The following is a 14,675-nucleotide window of genomic DNA, read 5'->3' as shown; positions in this document are numbered from 1 at the left end:
ATACATCAATATAATTGCACGGATAAAATTAATTAGGATTGCTCTAGGTATAGAAAATCATTTAGGATTGCTATAGTGAGCTTATCCAACAGCTAACCAGCTTTGGCAGTCTCGTCTAATATCCATGAGTTCACCCAGAATCTGACTCACAGTGCGCTCGCTAAAAAAACTATCAGGCAATACTATACCCACATTTTCCTAACATTAATAATACACTAAATCTTTTGTTTTATATCGATTTCAAAGAGTATTACATCAAAAGTAAATTGGCAATATAAATTTTCAACAATCGTAATAATTTGATTTATTTAACACGCATCTAATCAAATATTTCCGCTAATTTTAAAGCATTAAGTTGAGCTTGAGCTTTCTGCAGCGACTCCTGCCATTCCCTTTCTGGATCGCTATCAGCAACAATCCCCGCACCCACTTGTCCCCAAACAACTCCCCCCGTCCTACCGTCACTTTTTGGTGTATATAAAAGGGTGCGAATCAAAATATTTAAATCCAGGTTGCCGCGCCAGTCCAAATAACCGCAGGAACCGTAAAATAAGTTACGCTTCACGGGTTCCAATTCTTCGATGATTTCCAGACAGCGCACTTTCGGACAACCTGTAATCGTACCGCCCGGAAATACCCCTCGAATTAAGTCGATCGCGTCGCAATCTCCTCTTAATGTACCGATAACATTACTGACGAGGTGCATCACGTGGCTGTAGCGTTCAATCGTCAGAAATTCGTTGACTTTTACCGAGCCCCATTCACAGACCCTGCCGATATCGTTACGCTCTAAGTCAACTAACATAATATGTTCGGCTCTTTCTTTGATATTCTCTATTAATTCCTGTGCTAACTGCTCATCTTGAATGCAGGTTAAACCTCGCGGTCTCGTTCCCGCGATCGGTCTAGTATCCACTTTTTTTCCTAACAATTGAACGAGTCTTTCCGGCGAACAACTAACTATCGCCCCCCACGGAGTTTGCCAATAACTTGCAAAAGGCGAAGGATTGATCCTTTGCAAAGCGCGGTAAATTGACCAACTACTGCAATCTGTACGGGCTTCAAACCGCAAAGATAAATTAGTCTGAAAAATATCGCCCGCATGAATATACTTCTGAGCTTTTTGCACTATTTCTTTATACTGACTCTGAGATAATTGGAAAATAGGAGTAGCGGAATTTAGTCGATCATTTTCCGGTAAATTATTCTGGGTTATTTCTCGCTGGGTTTGCTCTAATTGATGCTGCATAACATCGAGGTGAGAAGGTTGACTCGCAGCCAACCATAGAATTTGCGTTTGACCGTCTAAAACCGCAAAAGATTCTGGTTCGTACCAACAGCTAACCGGGAAAGGAAGCGGATCGGTATTGAGTTGGGGCAGGTGTTCGATTTCCCATGCTAAATCATAACCTAGCCATCCCAACCAACCCCCAGTAAAAGGAATTTCCGGCGGTACATTCACTGCTAAATTTTGCTTTTGAGAGTTTAAAAGAGCGCGCAAAAAAGGTAAAATTTCACCGACTGCCGGTGTCCATAGCTGAGATTGACCGTCAATTATCCGGGGAGCACCTGCACAAATAGAATATCGTGCCAAGTTAGTAGAAGATGTAACTGGACTTTCTAGTAAAACCGCCATATCGCGGGGGAAACAATCAGATATTGAGCTTGCACTGTCGGCATTTTGACCGAGAAATAAAGTTTGAAAAATCTCAGATCCGCTGCGCTGATTTAGGGGAAGCTTTCGCCAATGCCAAGGTTGTATTTGTTTCATAATAGATTGCACTATGGTTAACACTTTCAGGACTTACGCTACGAGTCAATTTTGACACTATCTGTAGTAGTAAGGTGCAGAGATCGCACCCTACTAAAATCGATTGAAAGCGTTATATCAGCGATTACTGACAACTTTCCAAACATCTCGGTTGGCTTCTTTTTTGAGGCGTATCCAACCTCTAACGGAGTTAATGAGAAATAGAGTTTGGGTACTGTGCAAATCATCTAAGGTAATTAATTTTTCTCTGATTTTTCCCTCCTCTAAAAGTTGAGAACGAAACGTCCCCGGTAATAAACCGCACTTGACGGGAGGTGTGATTAGACCTGCAGGTGTATCGATCGCGATATTGGCAATCGTGGATTCGGTAATAACTCCATCTTGATTCCACAGCAAGACATCCTGATATTCGGGCTGCGACTCCAAAGCCATTGTATAAGGCAATCGGTAAGTTGTCTTGTGGTAAAGAAATGGGTTTTGAGAATCGATCGGTTTGCGGGAAATTCCCACAGATGCACCGATTTTTAAAATACCGCTATCTAGTGTCTGAGCTTGTAATGTTATGTTTCCCTCACAAGATATTGTTAACCGTATTTTTTGTTTGACTGACCCGCAAGTCATACTTAATGCTTGTAAAGCTTTGCTTGCTTCTGTTAGCGATAGGGGGAAATTAAAATAATCAGCCGATCGCTCTAATCTTTGAAGATGTCTGTCTAGCAAAAAATAGCCGTTTTTGGGTTCCCATAAAAGTGATTCCAGCAATTCAAATTTTTGCTGTTGTTGAATCATATTTTTGTCACTATAATGTAAATGAGGTAACTTGACAATTTTTCGACCCGCGAAGATGCCTGTTCGTGTAATTATATAGGAAGATAACTTGAATTTATGTTGCCTAAATCCTTTATATTTCAATGGCGCCTTGCCATCGGGCTGTTAATATTAACCTCAGTGCTCACACCCCTAGCACTCAACTACTACGTCAGGCTTGTTACCAGCAACTACCGCTACAACAATATAGCTAACGTGCCGGCAGAACCGATTGCTATAGTTTTTGGTGCCGGACTTTGGGAAGACGGCACTCCAAGTCCCATGTTAGCCGATCGAGTCCAAGCAGGCGTCGAGTTGTACAAAGCGGGGCGAGTGGACAAACTTTTGATGACAGGAGACAATAGCAGCGTCGATTACAACGAAGTCCAAGCAATGCAGGACTACGCCGCAGCCCAGGGCGTACCGACTAATAATATTATTCTCGATTATGCCGGATTTAGCACCTATGAAAGTTGCTACCGGGCGAAAGAGATTTTTGGCATAACCCAGGCTGTTTTAGTTACCCAAAACTTTCACTTAGCCCGCGCTGTTTATACCTGCCGCCAGTTGGGCGTAGAGGCGATCGGTTTAGGAACGCCCGATTGGGGCAAATTTCGCCAAAAGGGCATGATTCGCTACAGTTTCCGCGAATTCTTGGCCGTCCTCAAAGCGCTTTGGGAAGTGCGCGTTACCCGTCCAGAACCGACTTTTTTGGGGCCGTTTGAAGGAATTCAGGAAAAGTTATGAGTGCTTTGTTGAAAACTTTAGTCCTTGCTTTAAGGACTAAAGTCTTCGCTAAAAACGGGTTTTATTACAACTAACCGGACATCATCTAAGTCCGGGAGTTGTAAGTTTTGAGTTAAACAAAACTTACAACACAACTCACAAATCATAACTCGCCCGTTGCGGTAGTGTTCCATAACTTACTCGCGTTTGGAAAGCCCCGCCAGCGACCAAGTTAAGCTCACCATCATTAAGCGACCTAGAGCCTTCAAACGGTCCTCGGCGTTATTTTCAACCGTTTGAGACAGAGTTTCAGACTTAAGATTTATCGAGAATTCTTCAGCGGTTTCTGCTGACTTTTCCAACTGAGGTTGTTCAGAAGATGTCTCAAGGCTGACTTGTGGCTGCTGATTTTTTTCTTCGGTCATTTTCTGAGTCACCTCCTGGAGTTATTGCATACATAACCCTTACTACAAATGTAATTTCTTTGTATCCGGGTTTTTGGGAGTCAAGTTTTTCTTACCCGAGAATCGCAGTTACCAACTGACTTAAAAGTTTTGATTTCAGTTGTTAGCTATCTTAAATAGCACTTAGCCAATTTTCCTCAGAAAGCCGATTTATTCACAGATAGGTCGTCCTCTACCAATTTTTTGTAATAAACGGGCTTTCCGAGCCTAAGTCCTGTTAAATTCAAAACTCACGCACTACTACCGATGATGCACATCACTGAAGTGTTATATTTACTTAACAGTAATATTTCCGAGATTCTGATAGTGTTAAAGATTAACAATTAATTTCGCTCGGATTTATATCAATCTGCAAGCAACCGTCTGGGAAATATTAACAAACTGAAGGTGTAGAGCCGATGGCAATTTATGTTGATACTGCAATTGTAGCGGAAGCCGCACGGGCGAGCAAGTTCGGATGGATAGCGGGAATTACTACTAATCCGACACTTTTGGCAAAAAGCGAGTTATCTCCTGAGCAAACCCTTAAACAACTGGCACAACTGATTCCTGGGGAAGTGTACTATCAGCTAATGGCATCTGATGTTGATGGCATGGTAGCAGAAGGAAAAGCGGCTTTTGAATTAATTGGACAGCAAACAGTTTTGAAAGTTCCAGCAACGGCTGCGGGTTTCCAAGCAGTCGCGCATTTGTCACCGGAAATTCCTTGTGCGGTGACGGCGATATACAGCGCATCACAAGCAGTTGTCTCAGCAGAAGCGGGGGCTAAATATGCGATCGCCTACGTGAATCGCGCCACCAGATTGTTAGGAGACGGTTTTGCCTTAGTGCGGGATATGGCAAATGTGTTGAATAAAACTAATACTGAGATTTTGGCAGCTAGCATTAAATCGCCGGAAGAAGCGGTAAAGACTTTATTAGCTGGCGCACATCATTTGACATTGCCTTTTGATGTATTGCAGGCGATCGCATTTCATGAATTATCGCAGCAAACAGTTGATGAATTTGCCAAAAACGGCCGGGGAATATGAGCTTGGCTATCTTGTCTGCTGTGGGTAACATTAGGAAATCTCCAAACTTGTACTCTTAAATGTGAGGGCTTATGACCATTACTCCCGTCTCTGTAGACTCAGCAGGCAATCTGGGGAACCGTGGCTCCTATAACCCCTCCATCTCAGCCGACGGGCGGTTTGTGGCGTTTTCTTCTCTTGCCTCCAACATAGTGCTGGGGGATACTAACAATAGCTTCGACATCTTCGTGCGGGACACGCTTACCAATACCACCACCCGCGTCTCTGTAGACTCAGCAGGCAATCAGGCGGACCGTAACTCCGGCAGCCCGTCCATCTCAGCCGACGGGCGGTTTGTGGCGTTTAATTCTGATGCCTCCAACATAGTGCCGGGGGATACTAACAATACCTACGACATTTTCGTGCGGGACAGGCTCACCAATACCACCACCCGCGTCTCTGTAGACTCAGCAGGCAATCAGGGGAATAGTAACTCCACAACCCCCTCCATCTCAGCCGACGGCCGGTTTGTGGCGTTTTCTTCTGTTGCCTCCAACATAGTGCCGGGGGATACTAACAGTAGCTACAACATCTTCGTGCGGGACACGCTCACCAATACCACCACCCGCGTCTCTTTTGACTCAGCAAACAATCAGGGGAACAGTGGCTCCGGCAGCCCCTCCATCTCAGCCGACGGGCGGTTTGTGGCGTTTTCTTCTTTTGCCTCCAACATAGTGCTGGGGGATACTAACAGTGAGTCACACATCTTCGTGCGGGACAGGCTCACCAATACCACCACCCGCCTCTCTGTAGACTCAGCAGGCAATCAGGCGGATCGTTTCTACTACAACCCCTCCATTTCAGCCGACGGCCGGTTTGTGGCGTTTTCTTCTGTTGCCTCCAACATAGTGCCGAGGGATACTAACAATAGCTTCGACATCTTCGTGCGGGACACGGTAACCAATACCACCACCGGCGTGTCAGTAGATTCAGCAGGCAATCCGGGGAACCTTCAGTCCGGCAGCCCCTCCATCTCAGCCGACGGGCGGTTTGTGGCGTTTTCTTCTAATGCCTCCAACCTTGTACCGGGGGATACTAACATTAGCCGAGACATCTTCGTGCGGGACACGCTCACGAATACCACCACTCGCGTCTCTGTAGACTCAGCAGGCAATCAGGGGAACATTTTATCCAGCAGCCCCTCCATCTCAGCCAACGGGCGGTTTGTGGCGTTTTCTTCTAATGCCTCCAACATAGTGCCGGGGGATACTAACAATACAGACGACATTTTTGTTGTGGACACCAGCAGCACTCCAAACGTCATCAACGGCACGGACGGCAACGACAACCTGACTGGCACCAGTGGCAACGATATCATCAACGGTTTGGAAGGTGATGACGTGCTGATCGGTTTGCGGGTTAATGATGTCTTAAATGGCGGCGACGGCAACGATATCCTTTATGGCGGCAAAGGTTTTGACACCCTCAACGGCGGTTTGGGAAACGATTATCTTGTCGGCGGCGCGGGCAACGATGTATTTGTTTTAGGTGCGGGATTGGGAGTCGATACAATCTCTGATTTCGCCAACGGTCAAGATACCCTTCAATTAATCAATGGCTTGACTTTCGGACAACTATCAATTTCTGCTGGAACTAACGGCACATTAATTAGAGTAGCCAGCAGCGGTGAAGTGTTAGCTTCTTTGACAGGCGTTGCTCCAAACCTCATCGGCTCTGAAAATTTCATCTCTGTCTAGAGATAGATGGTAAACTGGTCATTTGTTAAATCACTTTTGCTCAGAGGAACATTATGATTAAACTTGGCAAACCATCACTCGCGTTAATAGGCACATTTCTTGCAGTTTTGCAACCAGCATTTACCGCTCATTCACAAGAAAGCAACAGCGAATTTAGCAAACTTCAATCCTTATTAGAAGCCAAAAAATGGTACGAAGCCGATCAAGAAACAGTCTCTCTGATCCGCAACAACTCCGCCAATCTGTCTTGTCCGAACCTCCGCGCGATCGATGGGATGTGGATGCGATCGAGCAATGGCAAATATGGATTGACTCCGCAGTTAGAGATTTGGCAGAAAGTCGGCGGTTCTAACTGTCGAACTTGCGAAGGTCAAATTAAAGAATTTAGCAAGCAAGTAGGATGGAACATGAGCTCTCAAGTAAGTCCTATACCAGGGGAGTTTCCAGCCCAGTATCCAACTGTTGCTTCATTAAGTTGGCAAAGTTATGTTGACAGCGATAAAAGCATAACTAGGTACAGTCTTTTTGCGGGCGCGCAGACATGGCAAGCGTGGAGAGTTACAGAATTTAACCTGTTTTCTACTTTTGCCAATTGCGGCAAGTAACAGTTGTAGGACGGGCAATGCCCAGACTTCCACGTCGGAGTCGGGATGGGATTTCTCGATCGCCTCGACTCTTCAATCTAAAATCTAAAATCTAAAATAGTAGGACTATGGCATTCGCCAAATCTTAATAGTGCGATCGGGACTGCCGGTCACAAAAGTCTTGTTATCTCTGGCAATAGCAACAGAACTCACAAACTGAGTGTGACCAGAAAGAGTGCTTCTTTCTTTTCCCGTCTTCAAATCCCAAACTATAATATCTCCGCCCCCGCTGATCAAAGTCCGGCTGTCCGGGCTAAAGGCGATCGTCCTCACCGAGCTCGAAGCCCCTTTAAAAGTGCGAGTCTGCTTCCCGTCTTGCACGTTCGACAAACGGATCTTATTGTCGGTGCTAGCACTAGCCACAATTTTCCCGTTCGGGCTAAAAGCCACAGCAGTAACCGGCCCCCCGTGCCCTGTGATAATTCTTCTGACTTCTCCGGTGCTGAGATTCCACAAACGCACAGTCTTGTCCTTGCTGCCGCTAGCGAGAGTTTTACCGTCCCTGCTCAAAGCGATGGCGTTTACTCCTCCGGCGTGGCCGCTCAAAGTCCGCAACCTGCTGCCGGTTCTGACATTCCACAAGCGAATAGTTTTGTCATCGCTGCCGCTAGCGAGAGTTTGACCGTCCCTGCTAAAAGCGATCGCGTTGACGGGGGCTTTGTGAGCGGGAATCGTCCGCATCCGTCGCCCCGTCTTCAAATCCCAGAGAATCACATTATTGTCGCCGCCGCCGCTGGCCAAAATAGAGCCGTCCGGACTCACCGCCACGGTATTGACCGATTTTTTAGAATGCACCAAATCGAGAGGCTGCACCCGGAGGCGTTCCGTCCTCACATTCCAAATTCTAATCGTCCCAAGGCTTGCGCTCACCAAAGTTTGACCGTCAGGCGACAGGGCGATCGCATTTACACTCTCGACATTATCCAAACTTCCTTGCAAAAACTGAGTGCTAGGTAAGGTAGAAAGCAGCCACACCGGGTTTGCCGGAAACACCCGGTAACGCAGCGAACCGTAAATTTGAGACGCCCCAATGCTCACCATCAAAACAGCCGTGCCCGCCAGCAACCTCTTTTTCCAATCAAAAACATCTTTCTCGGCCTTTTTCAATCCCGAATTCAGAGGTCTGAGGCGGTTTACAGAAGTCTGCTTCTTCACCTCAGGCGTCCCGGAAGTTGCGCGAAGTTTAGTTTGCCCCGTCGTCGGCAACTGAGTAGGCAACTGACTTTCCGCGCCGTCGAGATTAATTTCCTCCAAGCACTGCAAAACCATCTGCGGGCTTTGAGGTCGATTTCCCGGAAAAGGCGCCATCAGATAATCGATGACATTAGCCACGGCGTCGGAAACCTGAGGAGCTCCTTTGCGCCACATTAATCTGCCCGTGCGCGGGTTCTCTGGAAACGCAGTCGGTGGCTTTCCAGTCAGCAAATAAACAAAAGTGCGGCCCAGAGCAAAAAAATCTGACTGCGGAACAGCCTTGCCATTAGTTTGTTCCGGCGGCGTGTAGCCCGGGGAAACAATACCAGTCACATTTTGCCCCTGGCCCACCTTAGCGAAATAAGTCGCCGACACTTCCCGAGCAGTCCCGAAGTCAATCAGCACTAACTGCCCGTTTGGCTTGCACATAATATTGTGCGGCTTGATATCCCGATGGAAATAGTTGAGGCGGTGAACTTGGTCTAAAATTTCCGACAGTTGTTTGAGCCAGTTCACTGCTTGTTCTTGACTGATGGGGCGGCCCCGATGTTTCAGCCAGTCTTGCAAATTGGCCCCAGCAATTTTCTCCATCACCAGACAGTGAAAAGACTCTGTGCTGTGAGCGGGCGTAAATGTAAAATAACCGTCGCGATCGACTTTTGGAATACCTGGATGTCTTAGCCTGACCAACACGTCGGCTTCTTGCTTAAACAGTTCTACAGCTTTGGGATGTTCTTTGAGCAGGACTTTGAGCACTCTTCGGGCGCCGTTGTCGTCCACTTCAAATGTTCTGCCAAAGCCGCCGCCTCCGAGAGGCGCGACTAACCGATATCGACCTTGCAACAAAAGTTCTGACCCGCAGTGGATACACACGGATTTACCAGAGTTGGCTGGATCGGAGGGATTCGGGCATTTGGGATTGAGGCAATAACTCACAGAAGCCACATAACCCTGATTGAGGTTGCTCTATCAAGTTTTACTTTGACACTGCTATACAAAACTTGGCTAAACTTATCTAAGCTTCACCATTCAACTAGAAGTATTTTCTAGAGGGTCTGATTCCTGCTTCTGCCAAGAGAGTCGGCTCTTACTTGTCCACAGGCGTAAATTCGGGTGGAGCAGCACCCTATTTTTGAAGTCTCTACAACTATTTATTATTGTGGAAGCTTTTAGCCATTGTTTAACCATTATTTTCAACCAATTTAACGAATCGTGGTATCCCGTTCGACCTTTTTATAGGCTGGTCAGTTTTAAATCGACCGTCGTTTACTCTTCCAGAAAATTTTTCCTGCAGATTTTGGGCATTATTCTGAGAATGTTGCACAAAAATGCGCCTCTGTCAATATGCTTGTGATCGGCAGCTCGGAGGAAGTTTAATCAAGTATTAAGCGATTAGATTAACCTCTGTGCACTCTTGGTGAGTGAGATTTTTGATTCAGCTTGCGTTACTTGCCTTGACAAGATTACTCAAGCCGAATTAGAGGTGTCTTCTGTAAAATCGTTAATTGCGGTATGGCATACCGTATTTGATTAATCCTCTTTATCTAGTTCGGTTTTTGTTCAAATATGAGTTTTCCTAGACGGCAACACCGTGTTTGTGGGACGACGTACTCAACAATAAGAGTACGAGGTTTTACGTTGTCTAGTCAGACTCAATTTTCAACTTATGACGATCGTAGCACACCTAGTAAAAGACTCATGAGCACCCTTGATTGAAATCTTGCAGCTTCTCTGAAGTCAAGGGAGGCTTTAGTCTCGCTTGACTTCAGCATCCCGTGTTTTTGTATAACCTTTGGCAGTGCGCTCTAACGATGATCGGGTTGATGCCAAAGGTTTTGTTGTTTGTCACAGCCGATCGAGGTCACAAATCCCTGATGACAGCCAATAATGTACAAACACACCAGAACTAATAACGAGAGAGCAGCCACATTTCAATTGTACGATCGCAACCACCACTCTCGAAGAAAGAAGTGAGAGTAGGGAAGTGGGGGAGTGGGGCAGTGAAAAAATCTGCCTTCTTCCCTCTTCCCTCTTCCCTCTTCCTTCAACAGAAGAAAGCCTGTTAAACAAGTCCCTCAATTACCGGATGGAAGTAGAACGCCAGCGCCAAAACCGTATAAGCTGCCAACAGCAAAGTACCTTCGAGCCAGTTAGAGTTGCCGTCAGAACTGATAGAATTGGCGATCAGCACCGACACCGCAACCGCTACAAGTTCAAACGGGTTGAAATTCAAGTCCATCGGTTTGCCTAAGACAAAACCTGCCAAAACCAACACCGGGGCAACAAACAAAGCAATTTGTAAACTCGAACCCACGGCCACAGAAACCGATAAATCCATTTTATTTTTCATCGCCACCGTCACCGCCGTCGTATGTTCGGCCGCATTGCCAATAATCGGCACTAAAATCACCCCGGTAAACAGTGATGTCAGCCCCAAACGCGCTGTCGCTTCTTCGAGAGTACCCACCAACAGTTCTGACTCCACAGCTACCATCAGGGTACAGGCCAACAGCACCGAAATCCACAGTGGCAGATTGACTTTGTGGTCTGGACTGTCTGGTGCTAAGTTACTTTCGGCTAATTCTTCCAGCATTTCTATTTCTGCCACCCCTGCATCGTACAGATAACTGTGGGTTTTCATCGAAAACAGCAGCGTCAGCACGTAGACGACAATCAGCACTACAGCAACAGCGCTAGAGAGGTTCTGCATAGTTTCGGGAGGGATGCCAATAGAGGTGGCATTAACTGCAGTTGGCACCAAAATGGCAATCACAGCTAAGTTCATCGCTGAAGCATTCAAGCGGGCGACTGTCGGCTGAAAATCTTGTTCTTTGTAGCGCAAGCCGCCCAGCAGCATCGCCAATCCCATCACCAGCAGCAGGTTGCTCATAATTGAACCGGTGATGCTGGCCTTGACAACATCTATTAGTCCGGCGTTGAGGGCGACGATGCCGATAATCAGTTCCGTGGCATTTCCGAAGGTAGCGTTCAGCAAACCCCCCAAGTTGGCACCGAGGACGACGGCGATTTCTTCGGTGGCCGTCCCCATCCACGCGGCTAGAGGGATGATGGCTAAAGCTGAGGTGATGAAGATTGTGGAGGATTCCCAGCCGAGAAAGTGTCCGGCGATGGAAACGGGGATAAATAACAGCAGGCTGGAAATAATTGTATTTGTGTTTAGCATTTAGATTCTCAAAAGCTGCCAACCGTCAATCATAGCCTGTGGCCAAATGAAAAAAAGGGGGAGGGCGAGGGATTTGGGTGTTGGCTTAAAGCTGGGGGTGGGCGATCGGGCGATCGCTGCATTGCCGCTTTCACGGATGTGACAAACTAAGAGAGCGATTTGTTTAGCCGATCGGTTCAATGGATTTTTGTATTCGATTAGCTTCCTTAGAAGACATTTCTAAGCTGACAACTTTAATTCCTGATTCTGCTAGAGCTTTGCAAGCAAGCTACTATAGTTCAGAGCAGATTGAAGGCGCACTGGGCACAGTTTTTGGGGTTGATACTCAACTGATTTTAGACCAAACATACTTTGTTGCTGAGAACAATCACCAAATTGTTGGTTGCGGTGGTTGGAGTAAGCGTAAAACGCTTTATGGAGGTGATTCAGGCAAAAATAATCCAGAAGACAGCCTGCTCAACCCAGACAGCGACTCGGCAAAGATTCGTGCATTCTTTGTTCATCCAGCATGGGCACGTCGAGGAATTGGAAGTCAGATTGTGCGAGTATGTGAACTGGCTGCTGAGCGTGCTGGATTTAAGGAAGTTGAGATGATTGCGACGCTGGCGGGAGAGCCATTTTACACAAAATTTGGCTATCAGGCGATCGAGCGGTTTGAAATTCCTCTCCCAAACAGTCAGTTTCTCCCAGTTGTCCGTATGTTTAAGAGCTTGGCGCGCAGCCCGTAAATGAGTAACGGTAAAATCAGTGTCGGTTAAATGCGATTGTAAATCAATGACATGAAAAAAAAGCAAATAATTATCAGCCATGTCAAGAAAACTAGATTTTTTCAAAGTAGAAGTCGTCCCGCACGATCCAAATTGGCGCAGCGCCTTTGAAACTGAGTCGAAACTGATTGCACTTGCACTTACCGAAAATGTGGTTGCGATACATCACATTGGTAGCACAGCGATTCCACAAATTCATGCAAAGCCGATTATTGATATGTTAGTTGAGGTTAAAGATATTACGAAAGTCGATACACAGACTTCAGCAATGGAGGCTTTAGGCTATGAAGCAATGGGTCAGTTTGGGATATCGGGCCGTCGTTTTTTTCGCAAGGGTAATGAAGCAGGGATTAGAACACACCACATTCACACATTTGAAGTGGCTGCACCGCAAATAGAGCGCCACTTAGCGTTTCGAGATTATATGATTTCCCATCCTGAAAACGCGCAGCAATACAGCGAACTCAAACGAGAACTCGCAAACAAATACTTTGATAATATTCAAGGCTACATGGACGGAAAAGATGGGTTCATTAAAGCAATGGATATGAAAGCGGCAAAGTGGCGACCGTCTCATTAAAATTATGATATTGGAAGTGGCAATTCTTGAGGTTAAGCCTAATATGACTGGAGCAACATAACATATGATTGATATCGGTCTCACACACATCGCACTGCCCGTTTCCGATGTCGATCGCAGTATTGAATTCTATTCCAAGTATGCTGGAATGCAAGCAGTTCACCGCCGCATTGATGCAGAAGCTGGTGTTGCTGTGGTCTGGCTTTCCGATCGCACTCGCCCTTTTGTAATGGTGCTAATTCAAACAAACTCGGTACATCCCGTTCTGTCTCCCTTGGCGCATCTGGGAGTTGGCTGCAAAAGTCGGGAATATATGGATTCTCTGTGCGACTTGGCTCGGCAAGAAGGTGTACTGCTTGATGAACCAAAAGATTCTGGTTATCCGATCGGCTACTGGGCTTTTTTGCGAGACCCGGACGGTCACACGCTGGAACTATCCTACGGGCAAGAAATCGGATTTACAGTGGAGAAAGCTACTTGATGAAGAGCTGCGGCAGTGCTTTATCTCTTACGATGGAAATTAAGCTGGGAAATACATTAAAAAGCAATGGGGAATGGCAATGAGGCAAGTTGTAATTGTAGGATCGGGGCCAACTGGTGCGGCACTTGCCTTACTGCTGGTGAAACGAGGTATTGCTGTAACCTTGATTGAGGCGGCAAAAGATTCCTACCGAGTGTTTCGCGGTGAAGGGTTAATGCCCAGCGGATTGGATGCGATCGCCCAAATGGGCTTATCCACTATGCTAGAAGGTGTTCCACACCGACAAATTGATGCCTGGGAGTTTGTTGTGGGCGATCGGCAACTATTTCGAGTTGATGAGCCAATGGGGTCAAATCGACCTTGTACGCTGGTATCGCAACCGCCTTTGCTAGAAACACTAATTTCAGAAGCTCAGTTGCATCCAGAGTTTGAATTTATATCAGGTGTTCCCGTAAAAGATTTACTGTACAGCAACGATCGCATTGCGGGTGTAAAGCTAGGAGATGGGCGAGAGATTCCTGCTGCACTTGTGATTGGTACCGATGGTAGAAACTCAGTTGTACGACAGCGTGCAGAATTAGAGTTAGTAAAACAGCAGAATAGTATAGATGTTCTGTGGTTTAAACTTGCCGCTCATCCTCGGTTTGTGGCGGATAATGTATTTTATTCGATCCTGAATGGCGGTAGCGGATTCAGTGTCTTTCATGGGGCAGAATCAGGAAAACTTCATCTGGCTTGGGTGCTATCTGCCGATGACAAAACCGATCGGAAACACGCAGACTGGGCAGAAACTTTCGCATCGCTATCTCCTGCGTGGATGGCAGAACATTTCCGCAACTGTGCCGATACGATCGAATCTCCGATGCGATTATCTGTTGTGGTTGGTCGCTGTCCGCGCTGGCATCGACCAGGAATCATACTTTTGGGGGATGCTGCACATCCCATGTCTCCGGTTCGCGCTCAAGGAATTAATATGGCGTTACGCGATGTTATTGTTGCGGCCAATCACCTTGTACCTTTATTGAAAGCAGGGGCTAATTGCGAGGATATTGACTTAGCATTATCGCGGATTCAGGCAGAACGCGAACCGGAAATTATTCGCGCCCAACAACTTCAAGCACAAGAAGCGTGGAAAGGCGAACAACTCCGAAAAAATGGATTATTGCGTTTGTTGATGATGCAAGCGGCTCCGTTTTTGGGTGAAAAAATTAAACAATTTTGGGTAAAAGGACAGTATGAATTGCGCCAAGGAGTAACGCAGGTAAAATTGGTTGTGTGAAAAGAGGAAAT

At 46.5% G+C, this 14,675-nt stretch carries 14 protein-coding genes; 8 read left to right on the top strand and 6 right to left on the bottom strand.

The window, feature by feature from the left end:
• Positions 1-319 precede the first annotated feature (319 nt).
• Together QUA42_RS21585 and QUA42_RS21580 are read right to left on the bottom strand one after the other, a co-directional pair.
• Complete coding sequence (locus QUA42_RS21585; RefSeq protein ID WP_333139932.1) at positions 320-1,771, bottom strand: anthranilate synthase component I; 1,452 nt, start codon at positions 1,769-1,771, stop codon at positions 320-322.
• Positions 1,772-1,888: 117 nt separating this feature from the next.
• Positions 1,889-2,560, bottom strand: coding sequence for an aminotransferase class IV (locus QUA42_RS21580; protein ID WP_333139930.1), 672 nt, complete (start codon positions 2,558-2,560; stop codon positions 1,889-1,891).
• Between the two features lie 96 nt (positions 2,561-2,656).
• Between QUA42_RS21580 and QUA42_RS21575 the strand changes: the two genes are divergently transcribed.
• Positions 2,657-3,325, top strand: coding sequence for an ElyC/SanA/YdcF family protein (locus QUA42_RS21575; protein WP_333139928.1), 669 nt, complete (start codon positions 2,657-2,659; stop codon positions 3,323-3,325).
• A gap of 176 nt (positions 3,326-3,501) precedes the next feature.
• Here QUA42_RS21575 and QUA42_RS21570 read toward each other — a convergent pair whose 3' ends face one another.
• Entirely contained in the window at positions 3,502-3,729 is a 228-nt protein-coding gene (locus tag QUA42_RS21570; protein ID WP_006635810.1) for a hypothetical protein, read from the bottom strand.
• A gap of 437 nt (positions 3,730-4,166) precedes the next feature.
• Here QUA42_RS21570 and QUA42_RS21565 point away from each other — a divergent pair, with 437 nt between their 5' ends.
• The 3 genes from QUA42_RS21565 (at position 4,167) to QUA42_RS21555 (ending at position 7,140) form a co-directional block, all read left to right on the top strand.
• Positions 4,167-4,799 (top strand): transaldolase family protein, encoded by a 633-nt coding sequence (locus QUA42_RS21565; protein ID WP_333139925.1) that lies wholly within the window; start codon positions 4,167-4,169, stop codon positions 4,797-4,799.
• A 71-nt stretch (positions 4,800-4,870) separates the two neighbouring features.
• Positions 4,871-6,535 carry a calcium-binding protein gene (locus QUA42_RS21560; RefSeq protein ID WP_333139923.1) on the top strand — a complete coding sequence of 555 codons (1,665 nt, stop codon included), beginning with the start codon at positions 4,871-4,873 and terminating at the stop codon, positions 6,533-6,535.
• Between the two features lie 53 nt (positions 6,536-6,588).
• Positions 6,589-7,140, top strand: a complete 552-nt coding sequence (locus QUA42_RS21555) for a GUN4 domain-containing protein (protein WP_333139921.1) — start codon at positions 6,589-6,591, stop codon at positions 7,138-7,140.
• A 105-nt stretch (positions 7,141-7,245) separates the two neighbouring features.
• Here the strand turns inward: QUA42_RS21555 and QUA42_RS21550 are convergent, their stop codons facing one another.
• From QUA42_RS21550 to QUA42_RS21540, 3 genes are all read right to left on the bottom strand, one after another.
• A complete protein-coding gene (locus QUA42_RS21550; protein ID WP_333139919.1) occupies positions 7,246-9,318 on the bottom strand; it encodes a serine/threonine-protein kinase in 2,073 nt (690 codons plus the stop codon).
• 1,117 nt (positions 9,319-10,435) lie between these two features.
• Positions 10,436-11,557: a calcium/proton exchanger gene (gene cax / locus QUA42_RS21545; protein WP_333139917.1), complete on the bottom strand. Its 1,122-nt coding sequence runs from the start codon at positions 11,555-11,557 to the stop codon at positions 10,436-10,438.
• Entirely contained in the window at positions 11,558-11,737 is a 180-nt protein-coding gene (locus QUA42_RS21540; RefSeq protein WP_333139915.1) for a hypothetical protein, read from the bottom strand. It lies immediately after the preceding gene.
• Positions 11,738-11,814: 77 nt separating this feature from the next.
• Between QUA42_RS21540 and QUA42_RS21535 the strand changes: the two genes are divergently transcribed.
• The 4 genes from QUA42_RS21535 (at position 11,815) to QUA42_RS21520 (ending at position 14,664) form a co-directional block, all read left to right on the top strand.
• Entirely contained in the window at positions 11,815-12,285 is a 471-nt protein-coding gene (locus QUA42_RS21535) for a GNAT family N-acetyltransferase (protein WP_333139913.1), read from the top strand.
• Between the two features lie 79 nt (positions 12,286-12,364).
• Positions 12,365-12,904, top strand: coding sequence for a GrpB family protein (locus QUA42_RS21530; RefSeq protein ID WP_333139911.1), 540 nt, complete (start codon positions 12,365-12,367; stop codon positions 12,902-12,904).
• Positions 12,905-12,968: 64 nt separating this feature from the next.
• Entirely contained in the window at positions 12,969-13,385 is a 417-nt protein-coding gene (locus tag QUA42_RS21525; protein WP_333139909.1) for a VOC family protein, read from the top strand.
• 79 nt (positions 13,386-13,464) lie between these two features.
• A complete protein-coding gene (locus QUA42_RS21520; RefSeq protein ID WP_333139907.1) occupies positions 13,465-14,664 on the top strand; it encodes an FAD-dependent monooxygenase in 1,200 nt (399 codons plus the stop codon).
• Positions 14,665-14,675: the final 11 nt, after the last annotated feature.

The sequence above is a fragment of the Microcoleus sp. Pol11C2 genome, from assembly GCF_036701505.1.
Lineage (GTDB): Bacteria > Cyanobacteriota > Cyanobacteriia > Cyanobacteriales > Microcoleaceae > Microcoleus.
The sequence above is the reverse complement of the archived record's forward strand: the minus strand, read 5'-3'. Positions and strand labels throughout refer to the sequence as shown.